This window comes from Candidatus Electronema sp. PJ, from assembly GCF_048287395.1.
GTDB lineage: Bacteria > Desulfobacterota > Desulfobulbia > Desulfobulbales > Desulfobulbaceae > Electronema.
This window is the reverse complement of the sequence record NZ_JBLWEO010000031.1, coordinates 24,802-41,294: the sequence shown is the minus strand read 5'-3', so window position 1 is coordinate 41,294 and position 16,493 is coordinate 24,802. Positions and strand designations below refer to the sequence as shown.

General features: G+C 53.2%; 19 protein-coding genes. 7 read left to right on the top strand and 12 right to left on the bottom strand.

Annotated elements, in window-relative coordinates; genetic code table 11:
• Positions 1 to 34 precede the first annotated feature (34 nt).
• The 4 genes from ACNKIB_RS04855 to ACNKIB_RS04840 all read right to left on the bottom strand — a co-directional run bounded on the left by ACNKIB_RS04855 (position 35) and on the right by ACNKIB_RS04840 (position 2,855).
• Positions 35 to 352: a nucleotidyltransferase domain-containing protein gene (locus ACNKIB_RS04855; RefSeq protein WP_417909421.1), complete on the bottom strand. Its 318-nt coding sequence runs from the start codon at positions 350 to 352 to the stop codon at positions 35 to 37.
• Entirely contained in the window at positions 328 to 720 is a 393-nt protein-coding gene (locus ACNKIB_RS04850; RefSeq protein ID WP_417909420.1) for a HEPN domain-containing protein, read from the bottom strand. The genes ACNKIB_RS04855 and ACNKIB_RS04850 overlap by 25 nt, the downstream gene beginning before the upstream one ends.
• A gap of 147 nt (positions 721 to 867) precedes the next feature.
• Complete coding sequence (locus ACNKIB_RS04845) at positions 868 to 1,272, bottom strand: hypothetical protein (protein ID WP_417909419.1); 405 nt, start codon at positions 1,270 to 1,272, stop codon at positions 868 to 870.
• A 626-nt stretch (positions 1,273 to 1,898) separates the two neighbouring features.
• Positions 1,899 to 2,855 (bottom strand): hypothetical protein, encoded by a 957-nt coding sequence (locus ACNKIB_RS04840; protein WP_417909418.1) that lies wholly within the window; start codon positions 2,853 to 2,855, stop codon positions 1,899 to 1,901.
• Between the two features lie 254 nt (positions 2,856 to 3,109).
• On the opposite strand from ACNKIB_RS04840, the gene ACNKIB_RS04835 reads away from it, so the two are divergent.
• Positions 3,110 to 5,290, top strand: a complete 2,181-nt coding sequence (locus ACNKIB_RS04835; protein ID WP_417909417.1) for a M36 family metallopeptidase — start codon at positions 3,110 to 3,112, stop codon at positions 5,288 to 5,290.
• Positions 5,291 to 5,339: 49 nt separating this feature from the next.
• Here the strand turns inward: ACNKIB_RS04835 and ACNKIB_RS04830 are convergent, their stop codons facing one another.
• From ACNKIB_RS04830 to ACNKIB_RS04805, 6 genes are all read right to left on the bottom strand, one after another.
• On the bottom strand, positions 5,340 to 5,933 hold the full coding sequence (locus tag ACNKIB_RS04830) for a D-sedoheptulose-7-phosphate isomerase (protein WP_417909416.1): 594 nt from the start codon (positions 5,931 to 5,933) through the stop codon (positions 5,340 to 5,342).
• Positions 5,934 to 5,975: 42 nt separating this feature from the next.
• Complete coding sequence (locus ACNKIB_RS04825) at positions 5,976 to 6,359, bottom strand: DUF302 domain-containing protein (RefSeq protein ID WP_417909415.1); 384 nt, start codon at positions 6,357 to 6,359, stop codon at positions 5,976 to 5,978.
• A 4-nt stretch (positions 6,360 to 6,363) separates the two neighbouring features.
• Complete coding sequence (locus ACNKIB_RS04820) at positions 6,364 to 7,083, bottom strand: hypothetical protein (protein WP_417909414.1); 720 nt, start codon at positions 7,081 to 7,083, stop codon at positions 6,364 to 6,366.
• 381 nt (positions 7,084 to 7,464) lie between these two features.
• Positions 7,465 to 7,725 (bottom strand): DUF2283 domain-containing protein, encoded by a 261-nt coding sequence (locus tag ACNKIB_RS04815; protein WP_417909413.1) that lies wholly within the window; start codon positions 7,723 to 7,725, stop codon positions 7,465 to 7,467.
• Entirely contained in the window at positions 7,710 to 8,033 is a 324-nt protein-coding gene (locus tag ACNKIB_RS04810) for a hypothetical protein (protein ID WP_417909412.1), read from the bottom strand. The genes ACNKIB_RS04815 and ACNKIB_RS04810 overlap by 16 nt, the downstream gene beginning before the upstream one ends.
• 74 nt (positions 8,034 to 8,107) lie before the next feature.
• Positions 8,108 to 8,782: an adenylate kinase gene (locus ACNKIB_RS04805; RefSeq protein WP_417909411.1), complete on the bottom strand. Its 675-nt coding sequence runs from the start codon at positions 8,780 to 8,782 to the stop codon at positions 8,108 to 8,110.
• Between ACNKIB_RS04805 and ACNKIB_RS04800 the strand changes: the two genes are divergently transcribed.
• From ACNKIB_RS04800 to ACNKIB_RS04785, 4 genes are all read left to right on the top strand, one after another.
• On the top strand, positions 8,781 to 8,921 hold the full coding sequence (locus tag ACNKIB_RS04800) for a hypothetical protein (RefSeq protein WP_417909410.1): 141 nt from the start codon (positions 8,781 to 8,783) through the stop codon (positions 8,919 to 8,921). The genes ACNKIB_RS04805 and ACNKIB_RS04800 overlap by 2 nt on opposite strands.
• A 68-nt stretch (positions 8,922 to 8,989) precedes the next feature.
• A complete protein-coding gene (locus tag ACNKIB_RS04795) occupies positions 8,990 to 10,294 on the top strand; it encodes a homoserine dehydrogenase (RefSeq protein ID WP_417909409.1) in 1,305 nt (434 codons plus the stop codon).
• Positions 10,295 to 10,315: 21 nt separating this feature from the next.
• Positions 10,316 to 10,576: an antitoxin gene (locus ACNKIB_RS04790; RefSeq protein WP_417909408.1), complete on the top strand. Its 261-nt coding sequence runs from the start codon at positions 10,316 to 10,318 to the stop codon at positions 10,574 to 10,576.
• Positions 10,573 to 10,968, top strand: a complete 396-nt coding sequence (locus ACNKIB_RS04785; protein WP_417909407.1) for a type II toxin-antitoxin system VapC family toxin — start codon at positions 10,573 to 10,575, stop codon at positions 10,966 to 10,968. The genes ACNKIB_RS04790 and ACNKIB_RS04785 overlap by 4 nt, the downstream gene beginning before the upstream one ends.
• A 126-nt stretch (positions 10,969 to 11,094) precedes the next feature.
• Here ACNKIB_RS04785 and ACNKIB_RS04780 read toward each other — a convergent pair whose 3' ends face one another.
• Positions 11,095 to 12,774: a choice-of-anchor Q domain-containing protein gene (locus ACNKIB_RS04780; protein ID WP_417909406.1), complete on the bottom strand. Its 1,680-nt coding sequence runs from the start codon at positions 12,772 to 12,774 to the stop codon at positions 11,095 to 11,097.
• A 453-nt stretch (positions 12,775 to 13,227) separates the two neighbouring features.
• Between ACNKIB_RS04780 and ACNKIB_RS04775 the strand changes: the two genes are divergently transcribed.
• Positions 13,228 to 14,295 carry a hypothetical protein gene (locus ACNKIB_RS04775; RefSeq protein WP_417909405.1) on the top strand — a complete coding sequence of 356 codons (1,068 nt, stop codon included), beginning with the start codon at positions 13,228 to 13,230 and terminating at the stop codon, positions 14,293 to 14,295.
• Between the two features lie 43 nt (positions 14,296 to 14,338).
• Here ACNKIB_RS04775 and ACNKIB_RS04770 read toward each other — a convergent pair whose 3' ends face one another.
• Positions 14,339 to 16,162 (bottom strand): alpha-amylase family glycosyl hydrolase, encoded by a 1,824-nt coding sequence (locus ACNKIB_RS04770; RefSeq protein ID WP_417909404.1) that lies wholly within the window; start codon positions 16,160 to 16,162, stop codon positions 14,339 to 14,341.
• A 157-nt stretch (positions 16,163 to 16,319) separates the two neighbouring features.
• Here ACNKIB_RS04770 and ACNKIB_RS04765 point away from each other — a divergent pair, with 157 nt between their 5' ends.
• Positions 16,320 to 16,484 carry a hypothetical protein gene (locus tag ACNKIB_RS04765; protein WP_417909403.1) on the top strand — a complete coding sequence of 55 codons (165 nt, stop codon included), beginning with the start codon at positions 16,320 to 16,322 and terminating at the stop codon, positions 16,482 to 16,484.
• Positions 16,485 to 16,493: the final 9 nt, after the last annotated feature.

Genomic DNA, 16,493 nt, shown 5'->3' with positions numbered 1-16,493 from the left:
ATAGGGATTCATTCTTCCAGTGCGTCTCTTTCCTTCAAATCAGCCGGATTCCTGTTTTCAGAATTTCTTTGACAAATGGATTATGCAGGTTGAAATCAGCGGTAGCGAACGGCAGCACTTCAATTTCACTGCTGATAGACAGAGTGATGTCTCTGATTTTATCTTTGTCATCCATTATGTTGCCGATGAACACGTCAGAAACTAAGGCAATATCTATATCACTCCATTCTTGCTGCGTTCCTGTTGCATAACTGCCGAAAAGAACCGCTTCTTTGACGGGAATGTTATTGCTGTTCAACGCGCCAAGATAGCTGGATATAATTTTGCTTATTTTGTCAGGGAGGATAGCCATTGATGAAGCTCCTTAATTTTCGAGAAATATTCGCTGGCATATTCTTTGGTGCAGCGTTTGTAGAAATCGAGTTTGTAATCTGGATAACGGGTTTGCAGATTGAAGTCCGTTATTTTATCGAGGAGGTTCTTTTGCTCCCGGCTTAATTCAAGGCCGGAAAGATCAGCCAGCCTGACGAGACTGTGGATTTTAGGCGGCATGTTATTATCGTTACGGTCAACAAAAACTGCCTTGAGCGTTTTCTCCAAGACCAAATGGCCGATAAAGAGGCACCAGTCATATTTGCCGGAAGCAAACATGCTTTCGGCAGTGTCCAAATCATGCAGGGCACTTTCAAGCCAGTATTGGATATGCTCTTGCTTGGTCATTCTGTCATCTATTTTTAAAAATTACATTTCTCCTGCCGATTGTAACGTCATCTATATTCATGCTTCCACCTCTTCAGCATACGTGATGCTGTATGCTTTCTGCACTTCATCGGGTGAGTTGAAATCTGTGAAGGTTACGCTTAATTTTTATTTCTCCTTTATGATGTCTTTAATCTTAGTTACCTCCTTCAAGAAGGAAGCGTAATCTTCTTTTTCTACGATTGTCTCTATAAAAACATCTTTGATATAATCTCGACAAAAGCTGTTTTCATGAGACTGTCCGATCTGGGCAGTATTATCAGAAGGTATCCCTAACAAATCTAACGCTGTGTCTAACATTGGATTATTCCCCAAGATATGGGAGTCTAAACTGACACCTGCATTCATATAATCATCTATTTCTTTTTCGGCAAAACTGCCAAGCTGCAATAGATATATGGCAAGGTCTAATATCTCTTTGCTCACTGAATCTATTTGACTTAAAGCCTGCCAAGATGGGTTCAATGGATGCATAGGACAGCTAAGATGCCTCATTTGAACACTCTTCTTCATATATCACCTCTATTGCTTGGTAGAAATACATAGTAGTCCGCCATTCGCTATATTTTCTGCGTTGAGTTGTCCTCTCAGCAAATAGCAGAATCTCATGAAATAGGCTAAAAAGAACCCAACTATATCAAACATCCCTCAACCTGTCCATAACCACCGCCACCCGCAGCAAACTCAGCTGCTTGCGCACCGTTGCCAGCATCATGCGCCGCAAACCCCACCCCGTCTGGCTGAAACCCCAGTTAAATCGTCCTGATTCACATTAGAATCGCAACTTTTCATGCTTAAATCGGCCCGATTCACACTAAAAACGGCTTGATTTCAATTTAAATCAGGGTAAGTTACACTTGAATCGCAACGTTTCACGCTTAAATTATCCTGATTCACATTGAAATCGGCCTGATTCACATTTGAATTACTCTGATTTCAATGTAAATCGTTCCAATTCAAATTGAAATCACGACGATGTACGCATGAATTGCCCTGATTCAAATGTAAATCGGGCTGATTTAAGTGTGAAACGTTGCGATTGGAGTGTAAATTGCCATGATTTAAACGTGAATCGTCTTGATTTAAAAGGCAAATTGCGCGTTGCAAACGACGAAAAATTCAAGCAAACCGTTGCATTATTAAGAACAAGCCAGTTTATCCACGATTGCCGCCGCCAGCAGCGGAATCATCAGCTCATGGTGGCCGGTGAAATTGAAACCCTTGCCGCCTTCGAGCGTGGGCCGATGCACCACGTTGGTTGCGGGCCGATAAGCGCGGATAAAATCAAAGTTAGCGGTAGTAAAACGCTGCGCCACATGGCCAAGATTGCGGACAACGGTCAGGGCCTTGAGGAAGACCTCCGGCAGCAGCACCGCCGAGCCGAGATTGAGATACACCCCGCCTTCCAGCCCGCTGACCAAGCGGCAGAAGACGCGGAAATCGTGGTGGCTGCACTGGCCGATGGCCGCGCCGTCCGCCGCCGGGTGAATATGAATGATATCCGTGCCCATCGCCACATGCACGGTCACGGGAATGCCAAGCCGCCGCGCCTGCGCCAGCAAACTTTGGCCGTTAAAGGGGAAATTCTGCTGAAGCAGAGCATTGCCCACCGCCTCGCCCAAACCGATGCCCTCTTTTGCTCCTTGGTTGATCGCTTGATTGAGAACTTCGCCGGTTTCCCGCGCCGCACCAAAGGCACCTGCGCCAAGCACGTTGGCAACCTCTTCAGAGGTGCGGCCAACCATCGCAATTTCCGCATCATGGATGATGCCAGCTCCGTTCAAGGCCAGCGCAGAGATAATTCCCCGCTCCATCAAATCAATCAGAATCGGAGCCAAGCCGACTTTGATCACATGCGCACCCATGCCGACCAGCACAGGCCGCTTCTGCGTCACCGCTGCGGCAATCCGCTCGATCAACTCTGGGAAATCCTTGCCTGCGAGCTGTTTTGGCAAATTGGCGATCAATTCCCGCACAGTCATTCCCGGCTTTGCAGCTTGGGCGAAATCCGCCACCGTCACTTTGGAATGACGCTCGTGGAGGGAATAGGTGTTGAGGCTGGTGAAGTCGATGGGGGAGATAGATTGCTGGGTCATGAAAAAGACGGAGTTGCAGGTTCATGTCAAGGCTGGTCGGCCCGTACTATTCATCTCGGCAATCTTAGCCTTTTTTTAGCGGCAGGGCAATTGCGATCTTATGCTAAAAACAATTGATCTTTCTTAATTTTCTTGAAATATTCCAAAAAGGTCCGTATGATTATATTGACATTTCAGCCAAAACGATATAAAGCTGAGTCCGTTGTGTAGTAGCCAACATCTGCTCTAAAAAGATAAACCAAGAGAGGTCTCAAATGAAGAAAAGTGCCGCGTTGCTTTCGCCAATAATTATTGCCAGTCTGCTAGGAACTGCATCCGCCCAGGGAAGCATTGAGCTTGTTGAGCATTATGGAGAAACTTCTGCCCCAAGCCAGACGGGAAGTTCCGAGAAAAGCAGCATGAATACAGCTCTCCGCAGCGTTGAGAAGTTGAACGCAGCGCAAGGAAGTGAATGGAAAGCAAATCTTGATCGGAGAAGCGGCGCAGTTAAGACACTGTATGGGAGCAGATCGAAAAGCTATGGGAGTGATCCAGAGAAGGTCGCCAAGAGCTTTCTGAAAGAAAGCAGTGAAGTTTTCGGACTTCGTAGCGATCTGGCAAATATAAAAACCTTGCGGGTTGACAATGAAGAAGACAGGAGCCATGTCAGGTTACAGCAAATGTATGGCGACGTTCCTGTCAATAATGCGATTATGCTTGTCCATTCTAACAAAAACGGCCAAGTAACAATGGCGCAAAGCAGTTATGCGAGTGAAGTAACACCTGTTAACAGCCGAGAAATTTCCCAAGAAAAGGCTGTGAAAACAGTTATGGATGATCTCAAAGCAAGTGTCCAAAGCGGCGCATCTTTTGGCGAAGCCCGCGCTGAGGAGATGATTGAGTTAATTAATGATAAGTATTATTTTATCTGGAAAGTAACGGTGTCCTCAAAAGATCCCTTTGGTTTCTGGGTGTATTTTATTGATGCCCAAGATGCGAAGGTACTCTACAAAAACAATGAAATTGTGTCGCTTCGCACGGGTTACGGCAGAGTTTATAAAAATAACAAAGCTTGGCTGGATAACAAGCTTTCGGTGGTTCGTCTCCCAAGCCTGTTCACAGAACAGGAGGATTATTTTACAGGAGGGCTGTGGGGAAAACATGCCGATATATATGATGATGAGAGTGATAGCTACGGAGATGATCCTTACGCTCCAAACCTAAGATTTCTTTATAATCCTTATGGCAGGGAAAAACCTTGGTTTGATGCCGTTAATATTTACTATAGGATGAACAGGGTTTGGGGATGGTGGAAAAATAATGTTGTCACAAAATATGGCCCAAAAAGACCTGATTATTTCTATACATTATCAATTCCGGTTGGAATCAACGTCAAAATGTGTAATGCTTATTATTCCCCAGAATTGCTTCCTAATTATCCACCAGGTTTTGCGTTTGGTGACGAAAACACCTGTGGTCCTGATTCAGAAGATTTCGTTCTTGATGATGGCGTGGTTATGCATGAATTTACCCACGCCATGATGGAATGGAGTTACTTTGATAGGCAATTTGGTGGCGCAGTGAATGGATACGGAAGAGCTATGGGCGAAGGCAATGCTGACTGGTTTGCCTATTTGTTCACAAAAAGTCCCAAAATGGGGGATGTGGTTTGGGCATGGAGTCCAGAAGAATACGTTAGAAATCTTGACAACACCAGAATGTATCCCGCAGATGTTGATTGGCCAGATCCAGATCATTGCGTTGAAGAAACACCAGAAGGTAGCGAGGAGACAATTACTTATTGCTTCCCTGAAGAGCATTACACGGGTGAAATCTGGGGAGGTTATCTCTACGATCTCACGCAGATTCTTAAAAAGAAGGCACTCCCATACGTCTATAGGGGCATGTATTATTTCTCACCAGCAGGCGGTTTCAGAAATAAGTCGTCTGACTTCTATGATGCCATTCTTGCCCAAGCTATGGCAGAGAAAGACCGGACTGGTAAACTGACCAACACCATCAAGGTATGGGGTACAATGTCCAGTCGTGGGCTTCTTGGGCGGGTGCGAGCACCCTACAGTAACGAAAAGGATTATTTTGGCACCGGCTGGCCAGGGAGCGATAATCCAGCTTACTTCTCCTTGCGTCTTAACGGGCAAACCACCTTGTCAACGGAAAGCAAATTTCTCAAGCCAGGGGTCTGTAATGAATATCCGATCGATATCGCTAACTCTGGCGTGAACCTGAAGGTTACAGTAGCAGGAATCGGCACTGTTCCATCTATCAAGTTATATAACGCCTCAGCACAAGTGATAGCAAACAGTGCTGACAATACATCTGATCAAGCCACACTTAACGTTCCGGGTATTTCTGCAAGTTCATATACCATTATGGCATGTGCTGGTGCGGCGAATACTGGAAAATACACTATTCAAGTAGCTACCACAGCGCAATAGTGCATTTTGTCTGCGCCCTTGCCGATTTCATGTTGGAATCGGCAAGAGGCTACTTCATATCCCCGAACATCTCTCTTTCCACTATCTCGCAGAGCAGATGCTCAATCCAGAGATGCGCTTCCTGAATGCGGGGCGTGGAGCTGGACGGCACATTCAGCAGCAGATCGCAATGCTGCACCACGCCATTTGGCTTGATGTTCAGGCCACCGGTGAGCGCGGCAGTTCTCAGACCCATTTCCTTGGCGACAGCCAATGCCTTCACCACGTTGGGCGAAGTACCGGAAGTCGTGATGCCAAGAGCTACGTCGCCGGGCTTGCCAAGGGCCTGCACCTGCTTGACGAAGATCAGATCGTAGGAAAAATCGTTGCCCACCGCTGTGATGATTGACGTGTCGGTGGTCAGGGCGATGGCGGGCAAAGGCGGGCGGTTGAGCAGGAAGCGGTTGACGAACTCCGCTGCCACATGCTGGGCATCTGCCGCGCTGCCGCCGTTGCCGAAAATGAGCAACTTGCCGCCGCTGCGGAAGCTGGCGGTGATCATCTCGGCCAGCTCGATCAGCTTGCCGGATGACTCAGAGGCAAAGGCATCTTTGGCCCGCTTGGATTCAGCAAGGCTGGTTTGAATTAAGGCTGCTGCGTCCATGTTTGTTCACCTCTCAGCTTTGTTGATGTCGTGCTTCAGGCCTCACTTCGCCTCGTCAATCATCTGGATAATCTTTGCCTCAACCTCGCTGGCGATTTGCGCCAAGGCTGCCTCCTGCGAGAGCATGGAAAGCATCTGCACTGGCCTGATGGTGCCTATCTTCGTCGTGCCGTTCTCGGTGAAGACAGAAATACGGCAGGGTAGGGCCATGTTCAGGCGCATGTCGGTTGCCAGAACCTTTCCGGCTTGCACAGGATTGCAGACTTCAAACACCTTGCAGTGCTGGTCAAAGGCAATGTCCTTGCTGCGGAGCGTGCTGCCTAAATCGTGGACATGCAGCACACCAAAGCCGTGCTGCTTAACTGCCGCTTCAAGGTCTGCGGCGGATTGGTCGAATGATTTGTTTGTTTCGGTGATATAGTACATAGGGTTATCCATGTCGTGCTAAGAAATCAGTGACACCTGCAACCATTTTCTCAACTTGTGGTCGCGTGAACTCGTCGAACCTCCCATGAGCAGCAGTATTTCTTATATCTGCCCACGCTCTTAGATGCTTTGCCGTCAGTTCATTGAAGACTGCTCTCTTCTTTAGAGCTTCAATGAGACCACCCAAGGTGAGAGCCTTCCCGTCTGACTCAACAGGCTCCTTTGGCTCCAGCTTGCCATAAAGCATTCTCAACCCATGCTCTAAAACAGCACCTGTGATTACCGCAGCAGCAACCTCACCGCGATCAGATGGCCTTGAATAGGAAAGGAGAGCTTCGGCCTGATTAAGATACTCCGCGCTTATCTCCGCATCGATTTGTGAAGATATGTCCTCAAACAAACCCTGTTCGAAGGCGTGACGAATGGACTTTAAGAAAGAAACCCCATAGTTTCGGCTATAAAGATTGTTCTTTAAATCAGGAAATGCGTCAACCGCTTTCCTGTGGATGCTCGTGCGTGGAACTACCGCATCAAGAACGGAAGCAGCAGAAGTTCGCCATTGCACAAACTCAGCAAACATTAAGAATTCTACCGTTTCATAGGATTCGTTACCGGAACAAGGCGTATAGACACGTTCCCGTCTCGAACCAATCGGCAATGATTGGGCTTCGCTAATCAGTTCGTCTAAGTGCCGCAGGTATTTTTGCTTGATATTTGAATTCATCACTATGGTATCTAATTATGCAGGGCGAACACCACGTCCACCCCTTTTCCCCAACCCGCCTTTACGCCAGCTTGCCCAGTATCTCTGCCGAGACTTCCTTAATCGCCTTGGCCTTGCCACCATGCTGCGATTTATGATGCTGCCATAGCGGGAGAGATCATAGCACTTACATCTCCGAGATGATAACGCTTACATCGCAGAGATGATAGTGCTTAGATCGCATCGATGTAAGCTCGCACATCGTACCGATCATAGTGCTTACATCGGAGAGACATAAGCGTTATGATCGATGATGCGGATCAAGGGCGAACACCTCGTCCGCCCCTTGCAACCCGCCTTTACGCCAACTTGCTCAGTATCTCCGCTGGGACTTCTGGCGAGTTAGTGCCCCGCCAAGCCACTCATCTGCCTGCCCGCAAACTGAAACTCCGCACTGACCGGCAGTTCAAGCAGCTCATTCCGCAAAAGCCTTGCCGAGAAAAAGAGCACCTCTAAATTCTCAATCTCGTTGGTGTGCGGATTCAACCTTGCCACCACATCATCTCCCATTTCCTCTGATTCCTGCTCGGCATAGGGCAGACATTTATCAATATGGAGGATGTCAGCCTCGCGGTCGTACTTGAAAATCAATTTCTCTGCCATTCCGCTTCTCCTTCTGTCAGTTTCCTGGCTATGTAGGCCGTGATGATCCAATGCCGTTCGTTTGCAATCTCGCTCACCACCACGACAACCACATGCTTTCCATTCTTCAGATCAGCATACCAGCGGGAAAACAGCCTTGCACTGCCGAAACGAACGCTGCGGCGGATTTGATCAGGGTCAGCCAGCGTTTCGGCAATCAATGCGCGGTGCTCCGGCAAGAAATCAGGATGCCGTTCCGCAATATGCTGCTCCCGCTCTTCAGACATTTCCACCTTGCCATTGAGCCAGCTGCAAGGAAATAAGGTCATTGTGTCTTTCTGAATTGTTGACCGTTCAACGAAAGGGCGGAACACCACGTCCGCCCCCTTGCAACAACCCGCCCTTACACCAGCTTACCCAATATCTCCGCCGAGACCTCCTTAATCGCCTTGGAGCCATCCACCGAGATCACCTTGGCCTTGCCGCTCTGCTTGAAGTAATTCACTGCGGCCATAGTGCCGGTCTTGTCGTCATAGTAGATGTCATGCCGCTTGCCGATGGCTGCCTCGTCCTGATCATCAGCACGCGCACTCAGCTCGCCGCCGCAGACCCGGCAGACTAACCTGCCGTCCTTCTCCACCGGCTTGATCGCCGCGAAGGCGATGTGGTTCGGGTGGTTGTTGTCATTGGCGCAAAGCCGACGGCCCATGATCCGCTCTTTGGCAATCTGCCGCTCCAGCGTGATCTCAACCACATAGTCGAGGGCCATGCCGGATTCAGTCAGGGCCTTGTCCAAGGCTTTAGCCTGCTCCAGCGAGCGCGGGAAGCCGTCCAGCAGCCAGCCTTTATCCTTGGATTTAGCCAAAGTCTCCAGCACCATCGGCACGGTGATCTCGTCCGGCACGAGGTCGCCCCGGTCAATGTAGGCTTTCGCTTTCTTGCCCAGCTCAGTGCCGCCCTTGATGTGCTCGCGGAAGATCGCGCCGGACTCGATGTGATCAAGGCCGTACTTCTCTTTGACGATTGCGCCCTGAGTGCCTTTGCCGCTGCCGTTGGGTCCAAAGGTGAGGATGTTCATGCTGACCTCTCTATATAATAGAAGGAAAAAGGATGTGAAGGGAGGTGCTGCCTCCCTGATTGCGCATGGGCTGCTACACCGCCAGACTATACCGCAGCCACGCTGCCAACGCCAGCGGAAATGCGGCGCATCCTTTTGACAAGCAGGCGCAAAGAGGGTAAAAACAGGGGCTGCATCCCCTTTCTCCCCCAACCTGATGGAACTACTATGCAGACAATCAATATAGGGCTGTTCGGCTTTGGCACCGTGGGCAGCGGCTTGGCCGAAGCCCTTTGCTCCCAGCATGAGCGCATCCTGCACCGCAGCGGCCTCTCCCTCAAGCTGACCAAGATCGCCGCCCGCTCCCTGAGCAGCCTGCCACAGCAGCTGGCCGGAGTAGAGCTGGTCAAAGACGCAGACGCGCTGATCAATGACCCCAGCATTCATATCTTTGTCGAGCTGATCGGCGGCATAGAACCAGCGCGGACGTGCATCCTCAAGGCGATAGCTGCGGGCAAGCACGTGGTCACGGCGAACAAAGCCCTGCTCTCGCAGCATGGCAAGGAGCTGTTCGCCGCAGCCGCAGCCAAGGGCGTGGAGGTCGGCTTTGAAGGCAGCGTGGGCGGCGGCATCCCGCTGATCAAGGCGTTGAAAGAAGGGCTGGCGGCTAACAAGCTGCTGGCGGTGATGGGCATCCTCAACGGCACGGCCAACTACATCCTCACCCGCATGACTGAGGAGCGGCTGCCCTTTGCCGAGGCCCTGCGTGAGGCGCAGCGACTGGGCTTTGCCGAGGCCGATCCCACCTATGATGTGGAGGGTATCGACACCGCTCACAAGCTGGCCATCCTGATGACCATTGCCTACGGCATGAACATCAGCCCGCAGCAGATCGCCACTGAGGGCATCAGCACGATAGAGCCGGTGGATATCGAGTTCGCCCGCGAGTTCGGCTGCCGGATTAAGCTGCTGGCCGTCAGTCGGGATGTGGGCGGGGCGATTGAGGCGCGGGTGCATCCGACCATGGTGCCGACCGCGCACCTGCTCGCCTCGATCAGCGGGGCCAACAACGCAGCGGAGTTCTGCGGCGACCTGACCGGCAGCATCATCCTCAGCGGCGCAGGCGCAGGCAGGTTGCCGACTGGCTCCGCAGTGGCAGCGGATGTGATCGACATCGCCCGCAATATCGCCGCTGGAGCCGTCGGGCGGGTGCCTGCGCTCTCCTATCTGCCAGAGCAGATCGTTGACCGTCCCATCGCGCCGCTCTCGGCCTTGGCCTGCCCCTTCTACCTGCGCATCACAGCGTTAGATAAGCCCGGCGTGCTGGCCAAGATCGCCGCCATCCTCAGCGAGCACGGCATCAGCATCGAGTCGGTCATCCAGAAGGGACGGCGGGAGAACGAGCCGGTGGCGGTGGTTATCCTCACCCACACAGCTAAGGAAGAGGCGGTGGCTGCTGCCCTGCGGGAGATAGACGCGCTGGATACCGTGGCTGCGCCGACGGTACGGATCAGGATGCTGGGGGAGGAGTAACCTTAACTAAGGAGGCATATCATGGCATCACTATCAATACAGAGTGTTGACGAGCAGCTCGCGGCTCTGCTGAAACAGCGGGCCGCATCAGCGCGGAAGAGCGTCAGTCAGTTCGTTCTGGACACGCTGCGGCAGCATCTCGGCCTTGAGAAGGAGAAGCGGTTCACGGCGGAGCATGACGACCTTGACAGCCTTTTCGGCGCATGGACGGAAGAGGAGTTCAGCAGCATCCAAGGCAGCATCAGCGCGGAACGGCGGATTGACCCGGAGCTGTGGCAGTGAACAGGGTACTGATCGACACCAATATCTACTCTGCCGCCATGCGGGGCGATGCGGAGACAGTCCGCCTGCTGCGCCGGGTGGCGCATATCGGCATCTCGTCCGTCTCTGTCGGCGAGCTGCTCTCCGGCTTCCGCGCAGGCAGCAGAGAGCAGAAGAACAGGCAGGAGCTGGGCATCTTTCTTGATTCGCCGCGAGTTGCTCTGTATCCGGTAGACGAGGAGACCGCCGAGCACTACAGCTCTGTCCTCAACCGGCTCAGGCAGAAAGGCACGCCGATTCCGACCAATGACATCTGGATAGCTGCGTCTGCCTTGCAGCACGGCCTGCCACTCTGCACATTAGACAGACATTTCAATCATGTTGAAGGGCTGCTGCTTATGAGCATGGCATAGGCAAAAGAACGAGCTGGACATCGCGCCGGAGTATCTGTTCTACCTTGCCTTCAAGGATGACCCGGCGTTGCAGGAGCAGTTCAGGCAATGGAGCTACATTTCCTGACGATGCTGGGGAGCGGTGGGCTATCGCTTCAGCAGCAGCTTGTAGATGGGAGCCATGTTCACGCGGTCATCAACTGCGTCGCAAGCATCACCGATGCCGTCGCCGTCCTTGTCCTTCTGGTCAGCGTTAGGCGTGGTGGGGCAGTTATCCGTGGCATTCGCGATGCCGTCGCTGTCCGTGTCGTCAGGAGCAAACTCAAAGGCACCGGCATCGCAGCCTGTGCCCTCTGGGCGGACATGGCCTCGCTGGTCTGTGGTTAGGTTGGTGCTGCACGCGGTGTCCAGGTCAATCGCCGGGCTGCCCGCAACTAAGGCGTGGGTCTGCGTGGGGCCGCCGTTGTTGGCCAAGGGGCTGAGAAGAGCGGCCAGCGCAGTCGGTGTGCCGCCATCGCTGGTAGCGGTGCTATCCGTGGCTCCAGGGGTGAAACCGAAGAAGGCCTGCGCGTTGGTCTCACCGTTGTGGCCGAACAGGTTATAGCTATCCGTAGTGATTGTTCCGTCATAGCGATAGACTTCGTTTGCGGGGCTACCACTATTGCCACTAATAATGGAACTACGCAGCGTGACCGTACCACCACCGTTGTAAACCCCCCCGCCGTAGTAGTCGACTGCCGAGTTGCCGCTAACCGTTGAGTTCGTCAGTGTGAGCGTGCCGGAGTTGGCAATCCCACCGGGGCCTTCTCCTCTGGCCTCATTGCTGCTGATTGTACAGTTGGTCAGTGTGACCGTGCCTGAGTTGTACATCCCGCCGCCGCCGTAGGCCTTATTGTCGCTAACTGTAGAATTAGTCAGTGTGACCGTGCCTGAGTTGTACATCCCCCCGCCCATGCCGTTTAAGGAGAGAGCACTGTTGCCGCTGACTGTGGAATTTGTCAGAGTGAGCGTGCCTCCGTTGCCAATCCCCGCGCCAGTGCCTCCGTAGTCGGTCTGGTTGCCGCTGACTGTGGTGTTAGTCAGCGTGACGGTGCCGGAGTTGTTGGCAATCCCCCCGCCACTGCTGTAGTCGATCGAGTTGTCGCTGACCGTGCAGTGAGTCAGCGTAACTATGCCGGAGCCGTTATAAATCCCACCGCCGCTGGACTCTGTAGAGTTGCTAGTGACTGTGGAGTGAGTCAGCGTGAGCGTGCCGGAGGCGTTGTGAATCCCAGCACCGCCACCGGAGTAGGAACTGTTGTCGATGAGGACAGAGCTGTTCAGGATGACTGTACCAGAGGCACTGTAAATCCCACCGCCACCGTTGTAGGCCCAGTTGCGGCTGAGTGTGGAGTTAGTTAGCGTGAGCGTACCGCCATAGTTATGAATCCCACCGCCTATGCCACCCATAATACCGTTGTCGTCATAGAGCGCACTTCCGCCAGTCACTATGGTATTATTGAGCGTGAGCATACCGGTGCTAGCAACGCGCAATACAGAGCCTACATCATTACTATTATTACCGCTAATAGTGTGCCCGCCGCCTTCAATGGTGATCGCGCTGCTGATCTGCGGCAGCGGCGCGGTCAGTAGCACATCCTGCTGAAGAATGATGCTGTCCTCTCCTGAACCAGCTGCGCAGCCGCCGCTGGCCGTGTCGGTGTTGGCTGCGGTGATGGCATCATGCAAGGTGCAGATCGTGCCATCCACAGTGATGCTTGCCGCCTGCGCAGAGCTTGCCGTCAGCAGCGCGCTCATAAGAAGCAGTTCTGTCAGTGGTGTTTTCATGGTGTTCTCCCTGTGCAGGCAATTATCTGATGCCTATCTTGTAGGCGGTACCGCGTGGTATTCATATTGTGTCACGTCTGTTCTGAAAAGACAAGCAGCCTTGCCGAACAACTACCCTGGCAGCGGCCCACCAAGAGATCATCGCCGATCTTCTCTTTCGATCATCGCCGTAGATCCCTGGGATGTACGCCGATGATCCTTAGGATGTACGAGCGATAGTCCCTGAGATCATCGCTCGATGGTCTGAGCGACCTACGCTCGATGGTCTCTAGGATGTACGGCGATCATCTCTTTCGAGCATCGCCGATGATCTTGAGGATGTACGAGCGATCATCTTCTTGTCGGCCTGCTGCGCATTTTTCTTGACAAGCTGCTGCCTCTTTCCTATTCTGCCCTGTTCAAGGTGTTTCAGAAGTCATGCAGCGCAGTTAACCTCAAGACTGGAGAGCAGCTATGACCACGATACTTTGGCGACCAGAAGTCAATGCCCTAACCTCCCCGCCGTCCTATGTGCCCCGGCATGTCCCCAGAGCAGTGCTGGGCAACGATGAGCTGGCGGCCCGCATGGAGCAGCGCAACCCGCTCTACACCCAGACGTTGGTTACAAGTTTCTTCCTTGATCTGGCTGACGAGCTGGGCGAACAGCTCATCAACGGTAATCAGGTGACACTGGCCAACCTCTTCACCTGCCACGTTACCTTCAGTGGCCGCTTAGACAGCCCAGACGACCCGCTACCGCCACTGGCAGAATCGCTCAACGTGCGTCTTTATCCCTCGAAACGGCTGGTTGAGACGGTGAGCAAGAATGGACAGGCCGAACGACTGGCCCAGGAGAAGAAGCTGCCGCTGATTGCGAAAGCCAAGGACAGTCTGTGGGATCTGAAAGATGTACTTAACCCGAACGGCGCGCTCCAACTTACGGGCGATGATCTCTACTTTGACCGCAAACAGGTTGGTGCAGGTGAGTGTGTGATCGAGGGTACAGCGAGTGGTCGTACCGTGCAGACCCGCTTTCTCAAGGTGGAGAATAGCGAGATCATCTTCATGCCGGACATTCCTAGTCAGCCTTTTCCCTGGAATAATGAGTACAAGGTCTCGGTGAGCACCCGCTATAGCGAGCACGGTACACTGCGCACCACTACCTACGAGTGGCCGCTACGCACGCCAGTGCTCATCCCGAACTTTGGCCCTGGGATAGAGATCGGAATCCTGACTGGAGCAGAGGATACTGCCTATGTCAGCGTCACCGGTGGCACTGCTTCCGGTGAGGCAACCTTGCGTATCCAGGTGATCTTGGATCTCCAAGCAGACTACCTGCGCTTTAACCTGCTAGATATGACCGAGGGTGGGCTAGCAGGCGCAGTTGTGAACGTCACTGCGAATGGTGACATCACCCTGCCAGGCTTTGCCGGTTCAACGATTATGACCCTGGATATCCGGGTGCTGGAGTATGCTGCCTTGAAGGAGATGCTGCGCAATACTTACAATTGTAGATTGGTGGATGTGCTGGTGATAACGTGAGGGGAGGGGGAGGGGCACGGCGCGCCGTGCCCCTGCTACCAACTTACTTGGCGAGAATCTGTACTTCCATCGGCTTCAGCCGGACATTGATCATCCGGGCTGGGCCGCTAGTGATCCCGCCATCTACCTCGTGGATTTCCAAACCTGAGCCAGTCTTCACCGGCCCTGGTGCTGGAGCAGCTGGGTTGTTCAGCACCCGTAGCTGATCACCATTCTTGTGCAGATGCCAGTCCACCAGCACATAACCATTGAACTCATCCTGCGTACTCGTGTTGGCCAGCACCAGCACTTCCTGGTCGTTCAGGATGCGGGAGAAGGCCAGCACGCCTGGCGCAAAGGGGGACACGCCAAAGCGCACGCCGTCCCCTGAGAGCTGCCGGAAGTAGAGGCGGCCATAGCGCAGGGCAGGCTGCTCGTCGCGGATGCGCGACAGCTCCTGGATCGCCTTGTAGAAGCGATGGTTGCGGTCAAAGCCACCACCAGGCTTGCCCCACAGTGCTTCCCGCACGCACCAGTCAATGCCGCCGTGACCGCACAGGCCCTGCTCAGTGCCGTAGTACAGGCAGGGAATGCCCTGCAAGCCAAAGAGCAACGCAACTGCCAGGACAATCTGCTGATCAAAGGCATCAGGTGTATCACTGTCTGCCCAGCGGATGCGCTGGCGCATGTCATGGTTATCCAGGAAGGTGACAAAGTAGCGGCTCGCATCACCGTGGCTGCTGATGGTGAAGCGTTGAACTTCCTTGCGGTGCTGGAAGACACCGATCACCTCGCTCGGTGGAGCAAAGCCCTTAGCCACTGAGGGCAGGCGGTAGAAGAGCGGAAAGTCCAAGGCGGCATCCACGCCAACGATGCCGTCGGTATCCCCTGCATTGCGCCCGAGGAACTCATTGATCTTCTCCTCGTTGTCATAGACTTCACCAAAGGTGAAGAAGTTCCTCTTGCCAATGCTCAGGGCATACTCTCGCATCGCATTGCCGAAGATACGGGCGAAGTCGCGATCAATGTACTTCAGCGTGTCAATCCTGAAGCCGTCCGCATCATAGCGCGCAATGGCATACTGGTAGGCAGTGATCAAGGCGTTGCAGACCGGACGGACGTGCTCGTCGTCACGCAGCTCTGTGACCAGCTCCTTCAGTGACTCAAAGTCACCGCCCTGTTCCCCACCCATGCCCTTACGGCGGAAGTAGTTGTTGTGCTGCAACTCCTTCGGCCAGATGAAGCCATCGGGCTGACGTTGGGCTGCGGGAACTGTATCAATGATTGGGAAGTCAGGCCGCGCCTGCCCGGTCTCATCCCGCCACTCGATATTGTTGTTGTATCCTTCCTCACGGTACGGTGCTTTAGAACCAAAGTCCTTGTAGCCAAAGACATCGCCTGTATGGTTCAGCACGATGTCAAAGATTACGTAGAGGCCCAGGGCGTGCGCCTCATCCACCAGGGCGCGTAGCTCCTCATCTTCCCTGCCTGGCTCTGAGGCAAAGCGCGGGTCAGGTTGGAGGAAGTCCTGGATGCCGTAGCCGTGGTAGCTGCCAGGATCAGTCTGGCGATTCTTCAGCACTGGCGTGAGCCATATCGCCCCCGCACCTAGCTCCTTGATGTACTTGAGCTGTGCCCGCACACCATTGAAGGTTCCGCCTTGGAACTCACCAAAGGGCGCGTCATAGGGCATGTTTCTTGGTGGCTGACCATCGTCCCGGTTGAAGCGATCCAGCATGATAAAGTAGATCCACACATCTCGCCAGTCACCCGGAGAAGGAAAGGGCGTGGTGATGACACGGTGCTCTCCATCTACAGTAATGGTAACTGTTCTCGCCTGCGCTGCCTGGGCAAAAGCGGCCTGACAGTCTTTCAGTGACAGTAGCATGATGACTCCTCCTAGAGAAATGCTAGTGCTTAATGCGGGCAGGTAAGCCCTGCTCCTTTGACAGGTGCCATCTTGCCTCATTTCTTCCTTTACCGCAAGTCACTTGTAGGTCAGAAAGCGGAACTATTCAGTCACAGCTGTTGAAAAGGAGCAGCACATGCAAGCGAGGGGCCTAGCAGCCGCCTTGATAGCTGCCACCAGGGTAAGAGAATCCGCCACAGCAGGCTGTGACGCAGGCAGGAAAATGGTTGACAGGCGCAGCGATCCGCTCTACGATGCGCAGCAGGTAGGTTGGGCAAGTTATCTCAATCAGTTGAACTGAACCGTAGCT

Coding starts and splice junctions, on each gene's coding strand:
- ACNKIB_RS04770 (WP_417909404.1), bottom strand. CDS start 16,162: ATGCTACTGTCACTGAAAGACTGTCAGGCCGCTTTTGCCCAGGCAGCG.
- ACNKIB_RS04845 (WP_417909419.1), bottom strand. CDS start 1,272: ATGAAGAAGAGTGTTCAAATGAGGCATCTTAGCTGTCCTATGCATCCA.
- ACNKIB_RS04775 (WP_417909405.1), top strand. CDS start 13,228: ATGACCACGATACTTTGGCGACCAGAAGTCAATGCCCTAACCTCCCCG.
- ACNKIB_RS04855 (WP_417909421.1), bottom strand. CDS start 352: ATGGCTATCCTCCCTGACAAAATAAGCAAAATTATATCCAGCTATCTT.
- ACNKIB_RS04815 (WP_417909413.1), bottom strand. CDS start 7,725: ATGGCAGAGAAATTGATTTTCAAGTACGACCGCGAGGCTGACATCCTC.
- ACNKIB_RS04800 (WP_417909410.1), top strand. CDS start 8,781: ATGCTGACCTCTCTATATAATAGAAGGAAAAAGGATGTGAAGGGAGGT.
- ACNKIB_RS04810 (WP_417909412.1), bottom strand. CDS start 8,033: ATGACCTTATTTCCTTGCAGCTGGCTCAATGGCAAGGTGGAAATGTCT.
- ACNKIB_RS04825 (WP_417909415.1), bottom strand. CDS start 6,359: ATGTACTATATCACCGAAACAAACAAATCATTCGACCAATCCGCCGCA.
- ACNKIB_RS04840 (WP_417909418.1), bottom strand. CDS start 2,855: ATGACCCAGCAATCTATCTCCCCCATCGACTTCACCAGCCTCAACACC.
- ACNKIB_RS04835 (WP_417909417.1), top strand. CDS start 3,110: ATGAAGAAAAGTGCCGCGTTGCTTTCGCCAATAATTATTGCCAGTCTG.
- ACNKIB_RS04780 (WP_417909406.1), bottom strand. CDS start 12,774: ATGAAAACACCACTGACAGAACTGCTTCTTATGAGCGCGCTGCTGACG.
- ACNKIB_RS04765 (WP_417909403.1), top strand. CDS start 16,320: ATGCAAGCGAGGGGCCTAGCAGCCGCCTTGATAGCTGCCACCAGGGTA.
- ACNKIB_RS04805 (WP_417909411.1), bottom strand. CDS start 8,782: ATGAACATCCTCACCTTTGGACCCAACGGCAGCGGCAAAGGCACTCAG.
- ACNKIB_RS04850 (WP_417909420.1), bottom strand. CDS start 720: ATGACCAAGCAAGAGCATATCCAATACTGGCTTGAAAGTGCCCTGCAT.
- ACNKIB_RS04795 (WP_417909409.1), top strand. CDS start 8,990: ATGCAGACAATCAATATAGGGCTGTTCGGCTTTGGCACCGTGGGCAGC.
- ACNKIB_RS04830 (WP_417909416.1), bottom strand. CDS start 5,933: ATGGACGCAGCAGCCTTAATTCAAACCAGCCTTGCTGAATCCAAGCGG.
- ACNKIB_RS04820 (WP_417909414.1), bottom strand. CDS start 7,083: ATGAATTCAAATATCAAGCAAAAATACCTGCGGCACTTAGACGAACTG.
- ACNKIB_RS04790 (WP_417909408.1), top strand. CDS start 10,316: ATGGCATCACTATCAATACAGAGTGTTGACGAGCAGCTCGCGGCTCTG.